The 21,283-nt window shown below is 36.7% G+C and carries 19 protein-coding genes; 12 read left to right on the forward strand and 7 right to left on the reverse strand.

Translation table 11 applies throughout. The features are described 5' to 3' along the window. Positions 1-58 precede the first annotated feature (58 nt). Positions 59-2,290, forward strand: coding sequence for a zinc-dependent metalloprotease (locus tag G9C87_RS10235; protein WP_172280697.1), 2,232 nt, complete (start codon positions 59-61; stop codon positions 2,288-2,290). Positions 2,291-2,430: 140 nt separating this feature from the next. On the opposite strand, the gene G9C87_RS10240 is transcribed toward G9C87_RS10235, so the two are convergent. Together G9C87_RS10240 and G9C87_RS10245 are read right to left on the reverse strand one after the other, a co-directional pair. Then, the gene (locus G9C87_RS10240) at positions 2,431-3,240 is read right to left on the reverse strand and encodes a helix-turn-helix domain-containing protein (protein WP_172280699.1); all 810 of its coding nucleotides are present in this window, start codon (positions 3,238-3,240) and stop codon (positions 2,431-2,433) included. 86 nt (positions 3,241-3,326) lie between these two features. Beyond that, a complete protein-coding gene (locus G9C87_RS10245) occupies positions 3,327-4,223 on the reverse strand; it encodes an oxidoreductase (protein ID WP_172280701.1) in 897 nt (298 codons plus the stop codon). 209 nt (positions 4,224-4,432) lie between these two features. Between G9C87_RS10245 and G9C87_RS10250 the strand changes: the two genes are divergently transcribed. The 7 genes from G9C87_RS10250 (at position 4,433) to pyk (ending at position 10,716) form a co-directional block, all read left to right on the forward strand. Beyond that, positions 4,433-5,257, forward strand: coding sequence for an SDR family NAD(P)-dependent oxidoreductase (locus tag G9C87_RS10250; RefSeq protein ID WP_172280703.1), 825 nt, complete (start codon positions 4,433-4,435; stop codon positions 5,255-5,257). An 89-nt stretch (positions 5,258-5,346) separates the two neighbouring features. After that, positions 5,347-6,240, forward strand: a complete 894-nt coding sequence (locus tag G9C87_RS10255) for a helix-turn-helix domain-containing protein (protein ID WP_172280705.1) — start codon at positions 5,347-5,349, stop codon at positions 6,238-6,240. Between the two features lie 299 nt (positions 6,241-6,539). Then, positions 6,540-6,779, forward strand: a complete 240-nt coding sequence (locus G9C87_RS10260; protein WP_002976354.1) for an acyl carrier protein — start codon at positions 6,540-6,542, stop codon at positions 6,777-6,779. Between the two features lie 32 nt (positions 6,780-6,811). Then, entirely contained in the window at positions 6,812-8,056 is a 1,245-nt protein-coding gene (gene fabF, locus G9C87_RS10265; RefSeq protein ID WP_172280707.1) for a beta-ketoacyl-ACP synthase II, read from the forward strand. Positions 8,057-8,065: 9 nt separating this feature from the next. Then, entirely contained in the window at positions 8,066-8,827 is a 762-nt protein-coding gene (rnc, locus tag G9C87_RS10270) for a ribonuclease III (RefSeq protein ID WP_172280708.1), read from the forward strand. Beyond that, a complete protein-coding gene (locus tag G9C87_RS10275; protein WP_172280710.1) occupies positions 8,805-9,278 on the forward strand; it encodes an IPExxxVDY family protein in 474 nt (157 codons plus the stop codon). Before rnc ends, G9C87_RS10275 begins: the two co-directional genes overlap by 23 nt. Continuing rightward, entirely contained in the window at positions 9,271-10,716 is a 1,446-nt protein-coding gene (gene pyk / locus G9C87_RS10280) for a pyruvate kinase (RefSeq protein WP_172280712.1), read from the forward strand. Before G9C87_RS10275 ends, pyk begins: the two co-directional genes overlap by 8 nt. Positions 10,717-10,853: 137 nt before the next feature. On the opposite strand, the gene G9C87_RS10285 is transcribed toward pyk, so the two are convergent. The 5 genes from G9C87_RS10285 to hutI all read right to left on the reverse strand — a co-directional run bounded on the left by G9C87_RS10285 (position 10,854) and on the right by hutI (position 17,850). Beyond that, positions 10,854-12,146, reverse strand: coding sequence for an aldehyde dehydrogenase family protein (locus G9C87_RS10285; RefSeq protein WP_172280714.1), 1,293 nt, complete (start codon positions 12,144-12,146; stop codon positions 10,854-10,856). Between the two features lie 135 nt (positions 12,147-12,281). Beyond that, on the reverse strand, positions 12,282-13,196 hold the full coding sequence (gene hutG / locus G9C87_RS10290) for a formimidoylglutamase (protein ID WP_172280716.1): 915 nt from the start codon (positions 13,194-13,196) through the stop codon (positions 12,282-12,284). Positions 13,197-13,217: 21 nt separating this feature from the next. Continuing rightward, positions 13,218-14,303, reverse strand: coding sequence for a DUF695 domain-containing protein (locus G9C87_RS10295; RefSeq protein WP_172280717.1), 1,086 nt, complete (start codon positions 14,301-14,303; stop codon positions 13,218-13,220). Between the two features lie 102 nt (positions 14,304-14,405). Further along, positions 14,406-16,421 (reverse strand): BCCT family transporter, encoded by a 2,016-nt coding sequence (locus G9C87_RS10300; RefSeq protein WP_172280719.1) that lies wholly within the window; start codon positions 16,419-16,421, stop codon positions 14,406-14,408. A gap of 199 nt (positions 16,422-16,620) precedes the next feature. Continuing rightward, the gene (gene hutI, locus G9C87_RS10305; protein WP_172280721.1) at positions 16,621-17,850 is read right to left on the reverse strand and encodes an imidazolonepropionase; all 1,230 of its coding nucleotides are present in this window, start codon (positions 17,848-17,850) and stop codon (positions 16,621-16,623) included. Between the two features lie 148 nt (positions 17,851-17,998). Here hutI and ruvB point away from each other — a divergent pair, with 148 nt between their 5' ends. The 4 genes from ruvB (at position 17,999) to coaE (ending at position 21,244) form a co-directional block, all read left to right on the forward strand. After that, complete coding sequence (gene ruvB / locus G9C87_RS10310) at positions 17,999-19,021, forward strand: Holliday junction branch migration DNA helicase RuvB (RefSeq protein ID WP_172280723.1); 1,023 nt, start codon at positions 17,999-18,001, stop codon at positions 19,019-19,021. 83 nt (positions 19,022-19,104) lie between these two features. Continuing rightward, positions 19,105-19,716 carry an FMN-binding negative transcriptional regulator gene (locus tag G9C87_RS10315; RefSeq protein WP_172280725.1) on the forward strand — a complete coding sequence of 204 codons (612 nt, stop codon included), beginning with the start codon at positions 19,105-19,107 and terminating at the stop codon, positions 19,714-19,716. Positions 19,717-19,740: 24 nt separating this feature from the next. Further along, the gene (locus G9C87_RS10320) at positions 19,741-20,607 is read left to right on the forward strand and encodes an MBL fold metallo-hydrolase (RefSeq protein ID WP_172280727.1); all 867 of its coding nucleotides are present in this window, start codon (positions 19,741-19,743) and stop codon (positions 20,605-20,607) included. A 7-nt stretch (positions 20,608-20,614) separates the two neighbouring features. Further along, positions 20,615-21,244, forward strand: a complete 630-nt coding sequence (gene coaE / locus G9C87_RS10325) for a dephospho-CoA kinase (protein WP_172280729.1) — start codon at positions 20,615-20,617, stop codon at positions 21,242-21,244. Positions 21,245-21,283: the final 39 nt, after the last annotated feature.

A 21,283-nucleotide genomic window follows, 5' to 3' on the forward strand; every position in this document is an offset into this window, starting at 1 on the left:
TTTTTTATTTCCACAAAGCTAATAAAACCGAAATATCATAAAATTAAACATATAAATTATGAAAATTAAACAATTATTTTATCTGGGAATCTTTATGCTTTCCATTTCCCTGGGGAAAGCACAGGATTTTTTTACTACTATTAGTGAAAGATCCATTAAAGTAGATCCTAAAAGCAGAACGGTACAACCTGAAAAGTTCCTTACCTACAGCCTGGATGTCAATGGCATAAAGAGCTATTTCAGTACTGTTCCTGAACTAAAAGACAATGACCCTAAAGACAAAGCACCTATCATTGTCCTTCCAATGCCAGATGGTACAAAAGCAAAATTTAAAATCTGGAAATCTTCAGTGATGGCTCCCGAACTTGCTCAGAAGTTTCCACAGTTGGTTACCTTTACAGGGCAAGGAGTTGACGATCAATACGCTACTATAAAGCTGGATTTTACAGAGCTTGGATTTCATGCTCAGATAAAATCGATTGTAAATGGAGATACTTACATTGATCCTTACGCAAAAAACAACATCAACAATTATATCATTTATAAAAAAAATGATCTGATTGACAGAAAACCAAGAACTTGTGCAACCAAAGACGAAGATATTGTTCCTGAAAAAAAAAGCGTACAAAAAAGCGTTACTCCAAGCGTAGGTACTCAAATTAGAATTTTCAGATTTGCAGTAGCCTGTACCGGTGAGTATGCCCAAGCTGCAACAGGATTAACATCTCCCACGGTTGCTCAAACTCTTTCAGCTATTGTTACCTCAGTAAACAGGGTAAACGGAGTATACGAACAAGAGGTTGCGGTAAGGCTCATATTAATTCCCAATGAAACTAATATCATCTTTACAAATCCAACAACAGATCCTTTTACAGGTAATGATGACGCATATACTTTGATTGATGAAAGCCAGGCTCAGATTGATGCATTAATAGGCAATGCCAATTATGATATAGGACATACTTTCAGTACCGGAGGTGGTGGACTTGCCGGATTAGGAGTAATATGCAGTACAGGAAATAAAGGAAGCGGAATTACCGGATCTTCTAATCCTGTAGGAGATCCGTATGATATAGACTATGTTGCTCACGAAGTAGGACATCAGTTTGGAGGGCCACATACATTCAATGCAACAACAGGAAGTTGCGCGGGTAATCGAAGCGCTTCCAATGCTGTTGAACCAGGAAGTGGTGTTACCATCATGGCTTATGCCGGTATTTGTGGGGCAACCAATAATCTGGCACCTAATAGTATTCCTACTTTTCATACCAAATCATTTCAATCAATCACTACAAAAGTTCAATCGACAAGCTGTCAGGTAACAACTCCGGTTACCAACACAGCACCTGTGGTGAATGCAGGAAACGATTACACAATTCCTAAAGGAACTCCGTTTAAATTAACAGGTTCTGCTACAGATGCGCAGAATAATGCGCTTACTTATTCATGGGAACAAAATGATGTAGGACCGGCAGGAAACTGGAATGCACCAACAGGTAATGCTGCTATATTCAGATCATTTTTACCGGTAACAGTTCCATACAGATACTTTCCAAAACTTACAGACGTAATCAACAACGTTACCACGAAAGGGGAAATCCTGCCTTCGTATGGAAGAACTATGGAATTCAGATTAACAGTAAGGGATAATAACGCAGGTTGTGCCGGAGTTGCTAATGATGACGCCATTATAACAGTAGATGGGAATTCTGGTCCGTTCACTGTTACAGCACCTATGACAGCCGTAAACTGGACAGGTAACTCCACCCAGACCATTACCTGGAACGTAGCAAACACGACCGCTGCTCCCGTGAGCTGCGCTAATGTGAGTATTTTACTTTCAACAGACGGAGGTCTTACTTACCCAACGACGATCGTTGCTTCTACCGCTAACGACGGTACAGAAACAATTACTATTCCTAATGTAAATACAACACAAGCCAGAATTATGGTTGCGGGACAAGGTAATGTATTTTATAATATCAATCCCGTAAACTTCACCATTACTCAGAATCTGGCTGTCAATGAAGTAAATGGAACCAAAGATGCATTTGTAGTGTATCCTAATCCAAGTAAAGGAATTCTAAATATCAGGTTTACCAACTCTAATGAAAATTATGACATCATGATATATGATACGAGTGGAAGACTGGCATTCAGTCAATTGAACAATACATTAAATGCTGGTAAAATCGGCACTTTCAATTTAACTCACCTGATGACAGGAGATTATCTTATTAAGATTAAAACCAAAAACATAGAGAAAACCGTGAAATGGGTTAAAGAATAAAAAGATCTTACTCTGAGCTTAGTATAAAAGGTTGTTTTCATTGTAAAACAACCTTTTGCATTAAAAAAATAACAGGTATTTAATTCCGGTGATTACTAACTAAAAAAAGGCCTGAGTCAATTAGATCCAGGCTTTCTATTTTAAAATCCGCCAATTTTACTCGGTGATAATCCATACTGTTTTTTAAATGCAAATGAGAAGTGAGAAAGATCTTCAAAACCGAGATCCATATAGATATCCGAAGCCATTCTTCCTTTTTCAGCAAGAAGATAATGTGCTTCCTGAAGTCTTTTTTGCAAGAGCCATTTTCCAGGAGTTTTTCCAAATATTTTTTCAAAATCCCGCTTAAAGGTAGCCAGGCTTCGTCCCGTGAGATAAGCAAAGCGGTCGAGATTTACATTAAAATGATAATTTTTACTCATGAACGCTTCAATATCTATTTTTCCAGGCTCATTAAAATCAAATAGAACATCTTTTAATTCTGGATTTTCCTGAAGTAACAGAAGAATTGCTTCTTTAATTTTGAGTTCGACCATTCGTGGATCTGAAAGCTGCCCGGACTTCTGATACATCATTAGAGCATCCATATATGTTTTCAGTTGAGGGCTCGAGTCAAATACAACTAAAGAGTTCGTAGAACATTTTTTTTCAGAAGCCACATCATAAGCAAGACTGAAATCCTGCAAGGTCTGCTGGTCCAGATGAATGGATAATGATTGGAATTCACCACCGGGAGGGGGTTGTTTCGTAAACTTTAAAAGTTGATTGCGCTTCAGAAAACGTATGGAACCTTTTTCGGACCGGTAGTCATTGACCCCATCACTTAAAATTAAATCTCCGGCAACCTGATAGCTGATTACATGATCGGATACAAAATGCTCTCCCTGCCTGCTCAACTGAACATAACAGGAATACACAATATTTCCGTAATCTTGCCTTGTGGTTTTCATTTCATTACAAATATAATAAAGGATCTTCAGAATAAATTAATAAATAAGTGCAAGTATTTCTCTTGCACTTATTGAAGATTTGGACATTAATCCAAACGAATTCCTTTTTTAGCTAAAAACTGTTTCCCTTCTTCCGAATGCAACACATTTACCGCTTCATCATGATCGGTTGAAATACTTACATCGCGCCATTGCTCAAATTCTTTCTTCCTGTTTTGATCTGCACTTTGAAGGATAGCTGCAGCTTCACTTCCTAAAACCAAATGCATGGGTGGTGAAGGATGATCAACCAGGTCAACCATTACTTTTGCAGCCTTTGCCGGATCACCCATCGGAAGAAATTTTCCGGAAGTTAAATATTCTTTGATGCTGCCTACTGTTTCTTCATAACCCTCCACATCTTTAGCAAAACTCATAGAAGCTCCGGCCCAATCAGTTCTGAATCCTCCGGGCTCAATAGAAGTCACTTTAATTCCTAAAGGCAAAACTTCCTTGCTTAGAGACTCTGAAAAACCAGCGAGACCAAATTTTGCCGCCTGGTAAATAGACAAGCCAGCATTCCCTACTCTTCCTCCTACTGAGCTTATTTGCAAAATATGTCCGGATCGTTGCTTACGCATATAAGGCAATACTGCTCTTGTCACCTCAATAGGTGCAAATAAGTTAACTTCCAGCTGGCTTCTCACCTGCTCATCGGTAAACGCTTCTGCAGCTCCTGTAATTCCAAAACCGGCATTATTCACTAAAACATCAATTCTTCCAAAATGATCAACCGCTTCCTTAACCGCTGAATGAATCTGCTCCTTTACCTGAACATCAAGTTTTACTAATAATAACTGTGAAGAGTATTCCTCTAATAAACCTTTTAATATTTCGGGGTTTCTGGCTGTAGCCACCACGTAATCTCCATGTAATAATACTGCTTCCAAAAGACTTTTTCCAAGACCTTTTGAACTTCCTGTTATAAACCAAACTTTTTTCATTGTCTTTTATTTTAATTTTATTGAGACAAAGTTCCGCCAAACCGGATAACATTCATTTTGTTAAAAAGCTCAAATACACTTTGTTAAAACAATCATTTATTGCCATTCCCATTGCATGTATTTTTGTGCTATTATTCAGCTGAAATGAGCTAGTTATCTACACCTCCCCTCAATAAATTTGTATCATTAAATAATGTAAATACAAAATCATGAGTAAAACAATTTTTATTACAGGAGCGTCCAAAGGGTTTGGAAAATTATGGACAGAAGCACTTTTAGAACGCGGAGATAATGTGGCAGCCACTGCCAGGAATATTTCTGCCTTGGATGATCTTAAAAAAAAATATGGAGATCAGATTCTCCCATTAAAACTGGACGTAAACAACCGTCAGGATGTTTTTGATACTGTAAATACTATAGAAAAACACTTCGGAAGTATTGACGTTCTGATCAACAATGCCGGCTTTGGACTATTTGGGACAGTAGAAGAAACTACAGAACAACAAGCCAGAGAACAAATGGAGACTAATTTCTTCGGTTCACTATGGGTAACCCAGGCTGTATTACCAGTAATGAGAAAACAGAAAAGTGGTCACATCATTCAGATTTCCAGCTTCCTAGGCTTGACTACATTACCTTTACTGGGTCTCTATAATGCTTCTAAATTCGCAATTGAAGGATTAACGGAAACTATAGGAACGGAAACAGCCCATCTGGGAATCAAAACGACATTAATAGAGCCCAACGGATATGCTACAGACTGGGCAGGAGCTTCGGCGGTACAAACTCCATCTGATATTTTCGATTACAACCCTGTAAGAGAAGAATTCGCCAAATCAGGAGATAATCCTGACATCTGGGGAAAACCAGAAGCTACAATACAACCTATAGTAGATATTATTGATTCCGTAAACCCACCAAAACGTTTACTGCTTGGCAAAATAGCATACCACACAATGAATCAGGTATACAGAGACCGCCTTGAAGATATTGAAAACTGGAAAGAAGTGAGCGTTAGGGCACACGGCTACTAATAATATATTGTACCTCTTAATTGACAAATTCAATAATCTGCAGATAGATCCTGTCTGCAGATTATTGTAAATTAGTTTTTTGAAATCTGATGAAACATTATAATACTCTTACCGAACTTCATTCAGAAAGCAACTGGGAAGCTCCACAGCACCCTCTTTTGGGCATCGTGGGATGCTTATCCGGATGCACGATGGGAAACCGGGAGTTCACCACAGACTGTTACATGGTCGCCTTCAAGAAAATCAAATCCGGAATTTTTATGTACGGACGTACACCTTATGATCATGACAATGGCTGTCTTTTTTTTACAAAACCAAGGCAGGTCATTGAGATGAGAGACCTGGAGTTCGAGGAACAAGGATTCATGTTGCTCATCCATGAAGACTATCTTAAAGGACATGAGCTGCATAAAGCTATTGAACAATACAGCTACTTTGATTACGAAGTTACTGAAGCCCTTCACCTTTCTCCAAAGGAAGAGCAAAATATCATTGAACTTCATGATAAGATTAATAATGAATATAGAAATAACCCTGATGAATACAGCAGAGAGATTATATTAAGCCACCTTTCAACAATTCTGAAATACGCACAACGGTATTATAAAAGACAGTTTATAGAACGGGAACAGATCACCGGAAAAATGGCATCAAGATTTAATGATGCTCTAAAAAATTATATCCATAATGGCCATTTAAAAAAGGATAGCGGACTACCCAATGTCACCCAATTGGCCAGCCAGCTTTCTGTTTCCCCCAGATACCTGAGTGATCTTCTAAAACAGGAAACAGGTAAAACAGCCATGGAACTAATCCACATCTTTTTGATTTCAGAAGCTAAAAACCTTTTAAGACTGGGTGAAAAAGGTGTTTCGGAAATTGCCTATGAATTGGGATTTGAAAATGCATCTTATTTTACCCGCCTTTTTAAAAAGCAAACCGGAATGAAGCCTTTAGAATTTAAAAAACTGCAGATTAATTAATCTCAACTATTCTATAAAACTTCAGTCTCTCAGAATAACAATAAAAGCTGAATATACAGCATCAAAAGAACGAAATCCCATCCCCGGATAAATGCATAAGTTTCAAAACCATGTTGTTCACTCTATGATTAATTTCATCTTCTGCTGAGCATACTAATTATAAACACCTGAAAACGAAAACACTATATCCCATCCTGATAAAATACGGATAGTCTATCCACAAAAAAGACTAAAAAAATGTTTTATCGTAAAGAATTTTATATATTTGCACCATCTAACAATTAAAAAAATAATTTACTATGTCAGACATTGCATCAAGAGTAAAAGCTATCATCGCTGATAAGCTTGACGTTGAAGAAACAGAGGTAACTCCTGAAGCTAGCTTCACTAACGATTTAGGAGCTGATTCACTGGATACAGTTGAACTTATCATGGAATTTGAAAAAGAATTCAATATTCAAATCCCTGATGATCAAGCTGAAAAAATTACTACTGTAGGGCACGCTATCGCTTATATCGAAGAAGTAGTAAATAAATAATATTCTTCAACAAAGGAAAATTTAAAAAGTTTATGGAATTAAAAAGAGTAGTTGTAACCGGTTTTGGAGCAATAACACCGATTGGAAATAATGCGAAGGAATACTGGGGAAATCTTGTTAAAGGTGAGAGCGGTGCAGCTCCGATTACTCTTTTTGATGCCACAAACTTCAAGACAAAATTCGCTTGCGAAGTCAAGAATTTCGATCCGTTGCAACATTTCGATAAGAAAGAAGCAAAAAAAATGGACCGAAATACCCAGCTTGGGCTTGTAGCTGCAAGAGAAGCTGTAGAACATTCCAGAATTATCGAAGATTCTGTTGATAAAAACAGAGTTGGTGTAATCTGGGGTTCCGGGATCGGTGGTTTGGAAACTTTTGAAACAGAAGTTTTAGGATGGGCGAATACGGATATTCCAAGATTCAACCCCTTCTTTATTCCAAAGATGATCGCGGATATTACGCCTGGACACATCTCTATTGAGTATGGTTTCCACGGACCTAATTATACTACTGTATCTGCGTGTGCTTCTTCTGCAAATGCACTAATCGACGCTAAAATGCTAATCCAATTAGGGAAAGCAGATGTTATTGTATGTGGTGGCTCTGAAGCCGCTGTTACAGCGAGTGGTGTGGGCGGATTTAATGCTATGATGGCACTTTCAACGAGAAATGATGATCCGAAAACAGCTTCAAGACCTTTTGATAAAGACAGAGATGGCTTTGTATTGGGTGAAGGAGCAGGATGTATTATTCTTGAAGAATATGAACATGCAGTAAAAAGGGGCGCAACAATTTATGCAGAATTAAAAGGAGGCGGTCTGAGTGCAGATGCACATCACATGACAGCACCTCATCCTGAAGGTTTAGGAGCTTATCTGGTAATGAAAAGTTGCCTGGAAGATGCAGGGTTAACTGCTGATGAAGTAGACCATATCAATATGCATGGTACGTCTACTCCATTAGGAGACATTGCAGAATCCAACGCAATTTCAAGATTACTTGGAGAGCATGCTTACGACATTCAGATTAATTCTACAAAATCAATGACAGGACACCTTTTAGGGGCGGCCGGTGTAATTGAGGCTATTGCTGCTTTAGGAACTATTATTCATGGTATTGTTCCTCCTACCATTAATCATTTTACTGATGATGAAAATATCGACAGCAGACTTAATTTTACATTTAATGAAGCTGTGAAAAAAGATGTAAAAGTAGCCATGAGCAATACTTTTGGATTTGGTGGGCACAATGCCTGCGTTCTGTTTATGAAAATCTAAATTTACTGAATGGAGTTACAGAAATACTTTTCTAAATTCCTTCTCAAACAAAGAAAAAGAAAATTATCGGAGAGAGACTATTTCCTTAGTACCGAGCTAAATAAACTGCTGGGTTCTGAGATACAAAATGTTGCGCTTTACCGGGAAGCTTTTTCTTTGAAAAATTCTTCTAAAAATCAAGACAGCAATTACGAAAGACTTGAATTCTTAGGAGATTCCGTTTTGGGTACAATTATTTCTTGTCATTTGTTCCAGACTTATCCTCAAGCGAATGAAGGATATCTTACACAAATGAAATCTAAGATTGTTAATAGGAAAAATCTTAATAAATTAGGGGAAGATTTAAAGCTTACAGATCTTTTAATTAAACAAAATTCTGTAGCTTTAGGTGAAAATATCTCCGGAAATTTATTTGAGGCATTAATCGGTGCTGTTTATTTAGACTTCCAATATGACACCTGTAAAAAGATCATTTTGGAACGTTTGCTGACGCCATCTGAAATTAATAAGCTCGAAAATAAAATTGTGAGCTATAAAGGCCTTCTTCTGGAATGGAGCCAGAAGAAAAAAGTAAATATAAAATATGAAACCTGTGAAGAAACTCAGGGGAATAAATCAATCGTTTTTCGTTGCCACGTCTGGCTCGGAGAAGAGAAGATAGCCAATGCCACTGAAACTTCAAAAAAGAAAGCCGAAGAAAAAGCAGCACAACGAGCATTTTATATTTTAAACAAAAAAGAGAACATACTTGGAAATTCAAAAACTTTATGATCACGACGATATAGAATTTGAAGATATTGCCATCGGATTGGTAAGATTAGCAAAAAATGTATTCGATCATGAATTTTTTTTCAAAATAAATCAAAATAACGATCTTAAATTTTCAAGGATAGACGACCTCGTCTTTCACGGATCATATTATGACTATTATTTCTCAAGATTCGAGGGTTATCACAAGTTTTCAAAGACTTACTTTACTTTCATTTCCAACAAATCCTGTGAAAGTAGACAAAAAAAAATACAAACTGAGCTCTTCGCAGAAGAAGAAAATATTAAATTTTTATTAAATAATCAGGTAGATGTAGAATATATTCTGCATAGTTCGGAACAATTTCCTGATTTTTCCGTAATTTTGCTCCCTGAAAATCTTGTGTTTCCAATTCAAGATTATACATTGAGTTCTGAAGAGGAACTATATCAAATTATCCAGTATTATGAATAAGTATTTAAAGAAGACAAAAATTATTGCAACGCTTGGCCCTGCATCATCATCTAAAGAAGTCATGTTAGGACTTATGAAAGCAGGAGTAGACGTTTTTAGAATAAATTTTTCACATGCAGATTACGACTTAGTTCGAACTAATATTGATATCATTAGAGAACTTAATAAGGAACATGGCTACTCTGTAAGTATTTTAGGAGACTTACAAGGTCCTAAATTGAGAGTGGGAGTCGTAAAGGAGGGATCATATCTTAATCCTGGAGATATTTTAACGTTTACGAATGAAAAAATTGAAGGGGATTCTACAAAAGTTTATATGACTTATCAACAGTTTCCTCAGGACGTAAAAGTGGGGGAAAGAATCCTTATCGATGACGGAAAGCTTGTTCTAGAGGTTATTGAAACCAACGAAAAGGACACTGTAAAGGCCAAAACCATACAAGGGGGACCTCTGAGTTCTAAAAAAGGGGTAAACCTTCCTAATACGAATGTATCTCTTCCTGCCTTAACGGAGAAGGATATCCAGGATGCTAACTTTATGCTGGACATGGAGGTAGATTGGATTGCTTTATCTTTTGTACGTCATGCACAGGACATCATAGATCTTAAGGACCTTATTGCCAAGCATCCGAACGGCAAATTTAAAACGCCGATCATAGCTAAAATCGAAAAGCCTGAAGGGGTAAAAAATATTGATGAGATCTTATTGGAATGTGATGGATTAATGGTTGCACGTGGTGACCTGGGAGTAGAAGTTCCTATGGAAGAAGTTCCTGCGATCCAGAAAAACCTGGTTGAAAAAGCAAGATTCTATTCCAAACCGGTTATCATTGCCACTCAGATGATGGAAACCATGATCAATAGCTTAACACCAACAAGAGCTGAAGTAAATGACGTTGCCAACTCCGTATTGGATGGTGCTGATGCTGTAATGCTTTCAGGAGAAACTTCGGTGGGAAGATATCCTATCCAGGTAGTTGAGAACATGGCTAAAATCGTTCAGAATATAGAAAAAACAAATTTCTATCAACACAAAAACGAGCCTATCGAAAAAGATTATAATTGTATTGACGAAAGGTTTATTACCAACAGGGTATGTCTTGCCGCAGTTAGAATTGCTAAAACAACAAATGTTACTGCAATTGTTACTTTAACACACTCCGGTTATACGGCATTCCAGCTTTCAGCCCACAGACCTAACTCACATATTATTGTGTACAGCGGTAATAAAAGGGTAATTACGATGCTTAACCTTCTTTGGGGTGTTCATGCTTATTATTATGATATGAACAAATCAACGGATGAAACAATTATCCAGGTTAATATGCTTACACATAATTACGGATATATTGAAAGCGGGGATTTTGTAATCAACATCAATGCAACTCCGTCATATGAAGGAGGAAAAACAAATACGCTGAGATTAACGACAGTATAATAAAGTAAAGGCGAAATCGCAAAAATGGCGAAACAGCTTTTGAAATTGATATAAAAAAGAGCTCCTGAAATGTTCAGGAGCTCTTTTTATAATTATAATTTAGTATTAAAATCTTTAATACATCTACTGTTCAAAAATCAATTTCCCACAATTGTCTTCGGAGTAACAAACTCTTTTAATGCAATTAAAGAAAGCTCAGTACCGTATCCTGATGCTTTTGTTCCCCCAAAAGGAAAACGGGGATCAGAGCTGGTCATTCTATTGATGTTGACAGTCCCGGATTCCAAATTTTCAATAAAAAACATCTGACGGTCTGCATTTTGTGTCCAAACCGAATTGGAAAGTCCGAAAGGAATATCATTTGCCATTTTTAAAGCCTCATCATCATTCTTAGCAATCATCACCATACCTAATGGTCCAAACAACTCCTCCTGTAAAATAGGATTACCTTCCTGTACTCTTATCAGTCCAGGATTGAATTCATGATCGGAAATCCTTTCAAGAGGGATAATAATCTCTGCTCCGTTTTCTAAAGCTTTATTAAATTGTTTTTCAAGATCATCAGCCAGATCAGGTCTTGCCATACCGCTGATCTTTGTGTCTTTATTCATCGGATCAGCCGGAACAAATTTTTTGTACTCCTCTATGAATTTCGGTAAAAACTCATCCTCAACTTTCTCATCAATAATGAACCTTTTAGCAGCAACGCAGGTCTGTCCGCAATTTTGAAGTCTTGCCTGAGCTCCTACTTTTGCAGCTTTATCAAGATCAGCATCATCCAGAATGATAAAAGCATCGCTACCTCCTAATTCAAGCAAAGATTTCTTAATATTCAATCCTGCAATAGAGGCTACCTCCCCTCCTGCTCTTCCACTTCCGGTTAAGCTTACTCCTTTCACGGCATCGTGTTCCAGGATTTCTTTCACTTCCTTATGTCCCACTTCTAAATTCTGGAAAACTCCTTGTGGAAAACCAGCTTCCAAAAATACCTGCTCTATGGCATTACCACTTCCAAAGCAGATGGAAGCATGCTTCAACACAACAGTGTTCCCGGATAAAATAGCCGGTGTTGCAAATCTCAAAACCTGCCAGAAAGGAAAATTCCATGGCATCACACCAAGAATCACTCCCTTCGGAACATAATGGACTTCGGAAAACTTATATTCAGATTCTATTTTTTCCGGTTTTAAAATATTTTCAGCCTCCGCATAATAATTCATCATTAATGCAGATTTCTCTACCTCAGCAATTGATTGTGAAATGGGCTTATTCATTTCCCTTGTAATGATCTCTCCGAATTTTTCTGAATTCGTTTTTAGCACCTCCGCAGCTTTTGCAATTAATTTTTGCCTTTCTTCAAAGGGCACTTTTTTCCATTCTGAAAAAGCCTTATCTGCAATAATAAGTTTATTTTCAATTGATTGTTCCATAATGTAATTTTTGTTTCAAATTCAAAATAAATGAATTAGAATGCTTTACCGTAAAGCATGGATGAAAGCAACAAATTTTGTTCCTTTAAGCAAAATAAAATAATGATTTTCTCTATTAAAAGAATATATTTTTTGTTATACCATAAACCATTCGTTGATCAGGCTAGCCGCAAGTCTTGCTGTTCTCTCCTGGATATCGTAAGAAGGGTTAACTTCTGCCACATCGAGTGCGACCAGTTTTTCATTTTTCAAAATATGCCTGTAAAAATGCATAAATGTACTATCTGCAAAAATACCGTTATAGGCGGAAGCTGAAACTCCGGGCGCTACAGATGCATTAAAAACATCCATACAAATGGTAAGATAAGCAACATCCACCTCATCCAACAAATCATTAATGCGTTGATAGATGGACGGCAGATTCTCAAAGAATAGTTCATCTGCCAAAATATATTTCATTCCGTATTGATGGGCCGTATCGAATAATTTCAGTGTATTGGAATTTCTTTGGATCCCGATATGCAGAGAATGAATATCACCTTCCTGGGCAATTTGCCAGAATCCGGTTCCTGAACTTGCTCCTACCCCTTCTTCCGGTTGGCGGTTGTCGAAGTGAGCATCAATATTTATAATCCCGATCTTCTGTTCGGGAAATGCCGTTTTTACACCCAGATAATGGGCATATGTAAGTTCATGTCCACCACCGACAACGAGAGATTTACCTCCTTTTAATAAAACCTTTGATACGTTTTTAGCAAGACTCTGCTGTGCTTTTTCAAGATGGGTATCCTCGCAGGTAATATTTCCAAAATCCCACAACGAGAAATCGGGAAGGATTACAGGAAAATTAGACATGTTCTTTCTTATAATATCCGGAGCATCTTTCGCTCCCAATCTTCCTTTATTCCTTTTTACTCCTTCTTCTACAGCAAAACCATGCAAAACGAAATCATTAGTAGAAATAACATCGTAATCATTTTCAATTTTTACTCTTTGAAAAATTCTGTGATAAAGTAATTCTTCACCATCCAATCTTCCTTGCCAAATCATGATTTTATTTAATTTTTTAATTTATATAGTGTAACGTTCAAAACTCTGCCAGTATTTGTCTTTATAAATTTCAAGAGAAATTTCGTATTCAGGATGCTCAACGATTATTTTCGGAATAACCCTGGAAGGATCGCGGAAATCTTTACTTGCAAAATAGCATTCTCTGAGATTATCTGCACTCTCGTGTCCTATATACAAATGTCCTTCTTCTACTTTTAATTTATTTATAATTTTTTCTTCAATCTCATTCAGCCTTTCATGATCATCATTTTCAGGAAGTCCGTTATTGCTTCTTCCTTCATATTGCATTCTTATCACTGAAATCCATGGATAGGAAGCTTTGGCATCATAGGTCAACAGTGATGTGTTCACTGTAGCAATAAGTGGCAACCCGTTTTGCAAACTTGCTTCCAACACCGAAAACTGTTCTTCATCATCAATGTTCTTTACATTTTTATATTTTTCTGTAAACTCTCTCTCCCTCCATGCAAGGAAATCTTTTAATTTAATGACTGGAATCAGTTCTTTTTTCGCTTCTTCCTTACTTATAATATTAAATGTGTCAATCTGTGTCGCAAAATTCAATTCGCCTAAAAAATTATCCAGAAAAACACAGATCCCTTTTACAACAGATTCTTTATTCCCTGGGGTTAAACCTTCATACACAAAGGTAATGTCTATTTCATCAGGATATCCCTCGCTTTCATTCGGATAAAATAAAATGTTTTCACCGGTAAACTCTAGGCCGTCCATTTGAATTCCGTGAGCAGCATCCATCTCAGGTTTTAAAGCGGTAAATTTCCAACGCTCCAAAACAGGAGAAGCTTCAACAATTTCTTCTGCAAAAACAATATTTTTAATTTCGCCATCTACGGTAATAATGAGTTCTACAGTAGAATCATCGTACATACCAACGAGAAAGTAATATCCTTGATTAATCTGTTTAAGTTTGGGAGAAATAATATCGAAAAAACCACTTTCAATATGATCATGATTTTTTATAATTTCATAAAAATCCTTTTCCTTAGTCAGAAACCAATCCCAAAAATCATTGTAATTCCTGGTCGCATTACCTATATTTCTTATTTCCTTACCGAAGAATCCCATACTGTTTTATTTTATTTTCATCAATAGAGTTTTGTCCGGTAAAACTATATAATATTGTGCATATACTCAAACTCCTTTTAATCAATTACACGATGTTCCTTTTTATACTTTATTCTGATTGGCATTGCTGCTGATAAACATTTCATTCTTTTCTTCCGATACAATCTCCAGAAACCTCTCATAATGTTTCAGAACGTCGGAGATCAATTCATTTTTAGTAAAATATTGTACATCATAACCTTCTCTTGCATCACCAAAATATGATTTCGGATAATGGGTGGTATTATGTTCCAGGTCCGGAAGATTTTCCTCATGGATAATATATTCTGATACCGTCTTTTCCTGGTTTTTAATTCCATAAATAAAGTTATTTACAACTCCATGATGAATTTCTATTTCTATTTTTGTAGGATTATCGCCGTAATTCATCTTCACTTCAATCCCATTATCTGCAAATTCTTTCTGCAGCTCCAGAAACCCTTCTTTCACTGTGGTATGGATAAAGCTATCCACGGATGAGTTGTCCTTAAAGGAAACAATACGCTTCAAACGTTCTTTCCAGAATTCACCGGACCATGGAACTGCAGAAGCCGAAAAGTTCCTGTCATAATATTTCTGATCGATGATCAGCGCCTTCATTAAGCTTACAATGAATAAAAGTACAATAATTGAAAATGGAAGAGCAGTGATTAATGTCATACTCTGGAGTGCTTTCAGGCCTCCTACATTAAGCAATAATAGTGACAGTACAGCTAGCAAAAGCCCCCAGAATATTAATTGCCATTTTGGAGATTTCTGCGCATTTTTGGTTGCGATACTATTCATTACAAATATTCCTGAATCTGCTGAAGTCACAAAAAAGATTATAATGATAACGATGACGAAGAAGCTTGTAATGGTAGATAAAGGCATGTATTCGAGAAAACGAAACATTAAAGCATCAGGATCAGATGCAAATTGGCTCAACTTACCATGCGCGATATTGAAATCAAACCAAATGGCACTGTTCCCGAAAACGGACATCCATATAAAATTAAATAATGTAGGCAGTATTAAAACAGCCAGAATAAATTCTTTAATGGTTCTTCCTTTTGAGATTCTCGCAATAAACAATCCTACATAAGGGGACCATGAAATCCACCATGCCCAATATAAAATCGTCCAGTCATAAAACCATGGCAGTGTATCTTTTTCGTAAACATGGGTACTAAAGGTAAGATCGAAAAAATTATTGATATAATTTCCCAAACCTTCGGTAAAGCTTCCGATCAAGTAAACGGTTGGTCCTAATATCAGTACAAACAACAGAAGAACAATTACACTGATGACATTGATATTACTCAATATCTTAACACCTTTGTTTACCCCGCTGATCGCCGAAAAGACCGCCAGAGAAATGAGAATGAAAACAATAATGATCTGGTATATGAATTTATTTTCCGGGATTGCTCCCAATATGTGTAAGCCGGAATTGATCTGAACGACCCCAAAACCTAATGTAGTGGTAATTCCAAAGAAGGTACAGCAAAGGGCAAAAATATCAATAACATTTCCCCATTTTCCATTGATTCTATCTTTAAGCAAAGGATAAAAACAACTTCTCAGGGAAAGTGGCAACCGGTATCGATAAGCAAAATAAGAAAGTGATAATCCTACAATCCCATAAATGGCCCAGGCGTGGATTCCCCAATGAAAAAAGGTATAAAGCTGTGCCTGTTTCGCCCTGTTTACATAATGGTTATTACCAAAAACTTCAGAGGAGTAATGCTGCATAGGTTCCGCTACACTAAAATATATTAAACCAATCCCCATCCCTGCAGCAAACAGCATCGAAATCCATGAAAACAGAGAATACTCCGGCTTGCTGTCATTGGCTCCCAGTTTTATATTAGCATATTTACTAAACATAAGGTACACGAGAAAAATCACAAAGATGGTGACTGCCCAAACGTAAACCCAATTCAGGTTAACAAAAATGAATTCCTTAATTCCATTTAAGATACTTTCTGTAGATTTCGGGTAAAGAGCTGACAGAAAACAAGTTCCTATAATAAAAATAAGACTTGGAATTGTTACTCCTTTATTAAATGTTGATCGCATACTTCGAAATTTCATCATATCTATTTTTCAAATTAAATTATTGATACATTATTCAGGCATAGCCGCAACAAAAGCATTCAAAAAGTAAGAAAAATAATATGATCTTTCTTTATCAGTACACTTATCAACTACAGAATTACTTTTCACCCATGGAAAAATAACAGGAGCATATTAAGGAAACTTATAATAAGATAAACGGGAGAAAAGGTACTTTACATTACACTCTCCACTTTTCCCCATTGATATAAATATTTTCAGCGGTTAAACTTCCCTGATTATATAATACGTTTTGAAAATTATCGGTTTTAAAAGTTACAAAATCCGCTTTTAATCCTTTTTCTAACCTTCCCCTGTCTTCTAATCCCAGAGCATATGCTGAACGAAAAGTAATACCTGCTAAAACTTCAGCGGTCGTTAACTTTTCGTATGTTGCTAAAATGGAAGCCTGGGTAATCAAGTTACCCATTGGTGCGGAACCCGGGTTCCAATCACTGGCTATTGCAAGAATAGCTCCTGCATCCAACAACTTTCGTGCCGGAGTGAACTTCTCCCCCAGTCCTAAACTCGCTCCGGGTAGTGCTGTGGCCACTGTATTGGAATGAGCAAGAAACATGATGTCGTCATCAATTGTTGCCTCTAAATGGTCCGCAGACTGTGCTCCTACTTCTACTGCAATCCTTGAACTTCCGGGAGTAAATTGATCTGCATGAACAGTTATTTCAAAACCGAGCTCTTTAGTTTTTAATAAAAAATCCTTACTTTCTTCCGGTTGGAATGCTGACTTTTCAATAAAAATATCAACTCTTTTAGCAAGTCCTTCTTCTTTTACTTTAGGCAAAATTTCTGCGATAATGAAATCTAAATAAGATTTATTATCTCCCTCAAAATCTTTCGGTTTCAAATGTGCGGAAAGACAGGTAGGAATTAATGTGGCTGTGGTTAGGGTTTGTGCTTTTTTTATTATTCTCAGCATCTTGAGCTCATTTTCCACATCCAGACCATAGCCGCTTTTTACTTCAATGGTTGTAATTCCCAATGAAATAAGAAAATTGATCCTTTCTGATAAAGTTTTAAGCAACTCTTCTTCTGACGCATTTCTTGTATGTTGTACAGAACTCCAGATGCCTCCTCCGCTTTCAGCAATTTCAAGATAAGTTTTTCCTGCATTTCTCATGGCAAAATCATTTGCTCTGTTTCCTCCAAAGCATATGTGAGTATGGGAATCTATAAAAGCAGGAAGCACGATCTGTTCACCTTCAACCTCTTCAATTGTTACATTGGGATATTCAGATCTTAATTCTTCGAAATTTCCAACTTTCTGAATGGTTTCACCTTCAATCAAAATACCTCCGTCAACTATAATTTCAAGTTGTTGATCAGATAATTTTCCTCTCAGTGAAAGATTAGCGAGTGTAATGATTTGCTTAAATGGTCCTATTAATTTCATAAGTAAATGGTCAGAAAATATTGTATTGGGATTTAAATTTCCATTCCAAAAATACTTAAAAAATATCTTTTAACCTTGATTTTTTAGCATAACCTTTTCCCCAACCTAAGTCTAAAATCCCTATCTTTGAGGTAAATGAAATGAATTAATGCCTGATTTTTTACATCCAGATAAGGAAAACTTTTCTCATGAAGAGCTCATGCAGGAAGAACAGATTCGTCCCCAGAGTTTTAAGGATTTTGCGGGACAGAGAAAGACGTTGGAAAATCTTGAAGTATTTGTAACTGCGGCTAAAAAGCGAGGCGGAGCCCTTGACCATGTTCTTCTTCACGGGCCTCCGGGACTTGGAAAAACAACTTTAGCGAACATCATTGCGAATGAATTGGGTGTGAATTGTAAAATAACATCAGGTCCAGTTCTTGATAAACCGGGAAGTCTGGCCGGCCTTTTAACCAATCTGGAAGAAAATGACGTTCTCTTTATTGATGAGATCCACCGTCTATCTCCTGTTGTGGAAGAATATCTTTATTCTGCGATGGAAGATTATAAGATTGATATTATGCTGGAAACAGGTCCTAATGCAAGGAGTGTACAGATCGGACTCAATCCTTTTACACTGGTTGGAGCAACTACAAGAAGCGGAATGCTTACCAAGCCCATGTTGGCGAGATTCGGTATCCAAAGCAGGCTTGAATATTATACCATAGAACTTTTATCCATGATCATCATAAGAAGTTCCAGAGTTCTTGGAGTAAAAATTTACGAGGATGCAGCCATTGAAATTGCAAGAAGAAGCCGCGGAACTCCCAGAATCGCCAATGCTTTATTGCGAAGGGTACGAGATTTTGCAGAAATAAAAGGTAATGGAGAAATAGAGATCAATATCACAAAATATGCACTCAACTCTCTGAATGTTGATGAATTTGGGTTGGATGAAATGGATAACAAGATCATGCGTGTCATGATTGAAAATTTTAAAGGAAAACCCGTAGGTATTTCAGCACTGGCAACCTCTATCGCTGAAAACCCGGAGACATTGGAAGAGGTTTATGAGCCTTTCTTAATTCAGGAAGGATTTATTATCCGTACCCCAAGGGGAAGAGAGGTGACAGAAAAAGCCTATAAACACTTGCAGATTCCGATACCTAAAAATCCGGGGGAGCTTTTTTAGGCTTGTTATTTAAAATATAATCGAGCTGATAAAGGTGTTGATCTTTTAGCCTTATGATAAGAAATATAAAGAGTTATTAATTAATGTTTATACCGAAGCTATACAGAAGTGAGGATTATAATGTAATGCGTGAAATCATTAGAGACAATGCTTTCGCTTTACTTATCTCTTCAGTCGACAAGATACGGGCCACTCATTCCATGATGATGCTTAATGAGGATGATCCGGATCACATTTATATTGAAACTCATATTTCCAAAGCCAATCCACAGGCAAAAACGCTGAAAAACGGAGATGAAGTACTATGTGACTTTTTAGGAGCACACACTTATATTTCCAGTAGCTGGTATGATCATATCAATGTTTCAACATGGAATTATGAAGCTGTACAAATTCATGGTAAAGTAGAACTTATGAATAATGAAGAACTTTACGCGCATCTGGAAAAGTTAACCAATAAGTATGAAAAGTTTCAAAAATGCCCTGTACTGGTAAAGGATATGGGTAAAGAGTTTGTGGAAAAAGAAATGAAAGGAGCATTTGGAATAAAAGTAATACCAACGGAGATCTTTATTAAACAAAAACTTTCCCAAAACAGGAAAGAAAAAGATTATCAAAACATTATTTCCCATCTTGAAAATTCGGATGAGCAGGGAAAAAAGATTGCTGAAAAAATGAAACTTAATAAAAATTAAATACATTATAAAACATAATATTATATGAAGCTATATCCAATACAATGTGGAAAATTTAAGCTGGACGGCGGCGCTATGTTCGGAGTCGTCCCAAAGAGTCTGTGGGAAAAAACCAATCCTGCAGACGAAAGAAACCTGATAGAACTGGGAACTCGATCTTTGCTTATTGAAGATGGTAAAAAGCTGATTTTAGTGGATTGCGGTCTGGGAAATAAACAGGATGAGAAATTTTTCGGACATTATTCTCTTTGGGGGGATGATAATTTAGATAAAAACCTTAAAAAATATGGTTTTGTAAAAGAAGACATTACTGATGTTTTTCTTACCCATCTTCATTTTGACCACTGTGGGGGAGCCATCGAATGGAATGACGATAAAACGGGGTACAGACCGGCTTTTAAAAATGCTCATTTCTGGACTAATGAAAACCATTGGCAATGGGCTACTGAGCCTAATCCGCGAGAAAAAGCAAGTTTTTTAAAAGAAAATATCATTCCTATGCAGGAAAGTGGTCAACTGAATTTTTTACCACTACCGACGACAGGAAACTATGGTTTCGCCCCGGACTTGAAAATGGATGTTATTTTTGTTGACGGACATACCGAAAAGCAAATGCTTCCTGTAATCCAATATCAGGAAAAAACAATCGTTTTTGCTGCAGACCTTATCCCTACAGCCGGACATATCAACCAGGTTTATGTGATGGGATATGATACAAGACCTCTCTTGACAATGGAGGAAAAAGGAAAATTTTTAAAGCAATGTGTTGATAACGAATATTTATTGTTTTTCGAGCATGACGCACATAATGAGCTGGCCAGTCTGAAAATGACAGATAAAGGAGTAAGGCTTGATGAAGTTCACAGTTTTAATGACGTTTTCGGATATTAATTGAAGTATGGAAGAATTGAATTCAGAAACACAAAAAGCAGAACCGGAACCAGCACCCAAGATCATTGGCCTTACTGGTGGAATAGGTTCAGGAAAAACAACGGTAGCCCATTTTATTGAAGAATGCGGATTTCCGGTTTATTACTCTGATGATAGAGCAAAAACCATTGTCAATGACAATGATACCCTAAAAGAAAAGATTAAAGAGCTCTTAGGAGCACAGTCTTATGATAATACCGGCCTTTATGACCGGAAATATGTTGCAGACAAAGTTTTTAATAATTCGGATTTACTGCAAAAATTAAATGAAATCATACACCCCGCTGTACGAATTGATTTTGAACAATGGGTAAAAGAACAGTCAAAATATTTAGTCTTTAAGGAGACTGCCTTATTATTTGAATTAAAGCTTAATCTGCAATGCTACAAATCACTTTTAGTTACTGCACAAGACAACATAAGAATAAAAAGGGTAATGGACAGGGACAATAAAACTTACCGCGAAGTACAGGCTATTATGGAGCGGCAAATGCCTGAAAAAGAGAAAATAAGGCTTGCTGATTATATCATCTATAATGACACTAATTTAGAAGATTTAAAAGAGCGGACAGAACGCACCATCTTTGAAATAGAATAAAAAAAAGAGCTCGTTAGAAAATAATTCTAACGAGTTTTT

The sequence above is a fragment of the Chryseobacterium sp. LAM-KRS1 genome (genome assembly GCF_013184525.1).
Classification (GTDB): Bacteria; Bacteroidota; Bacteroidia; order Flavobacteriales; family Weeksellaceae; genus Chryseobacterium; species Chryseobacterium proteolyticum.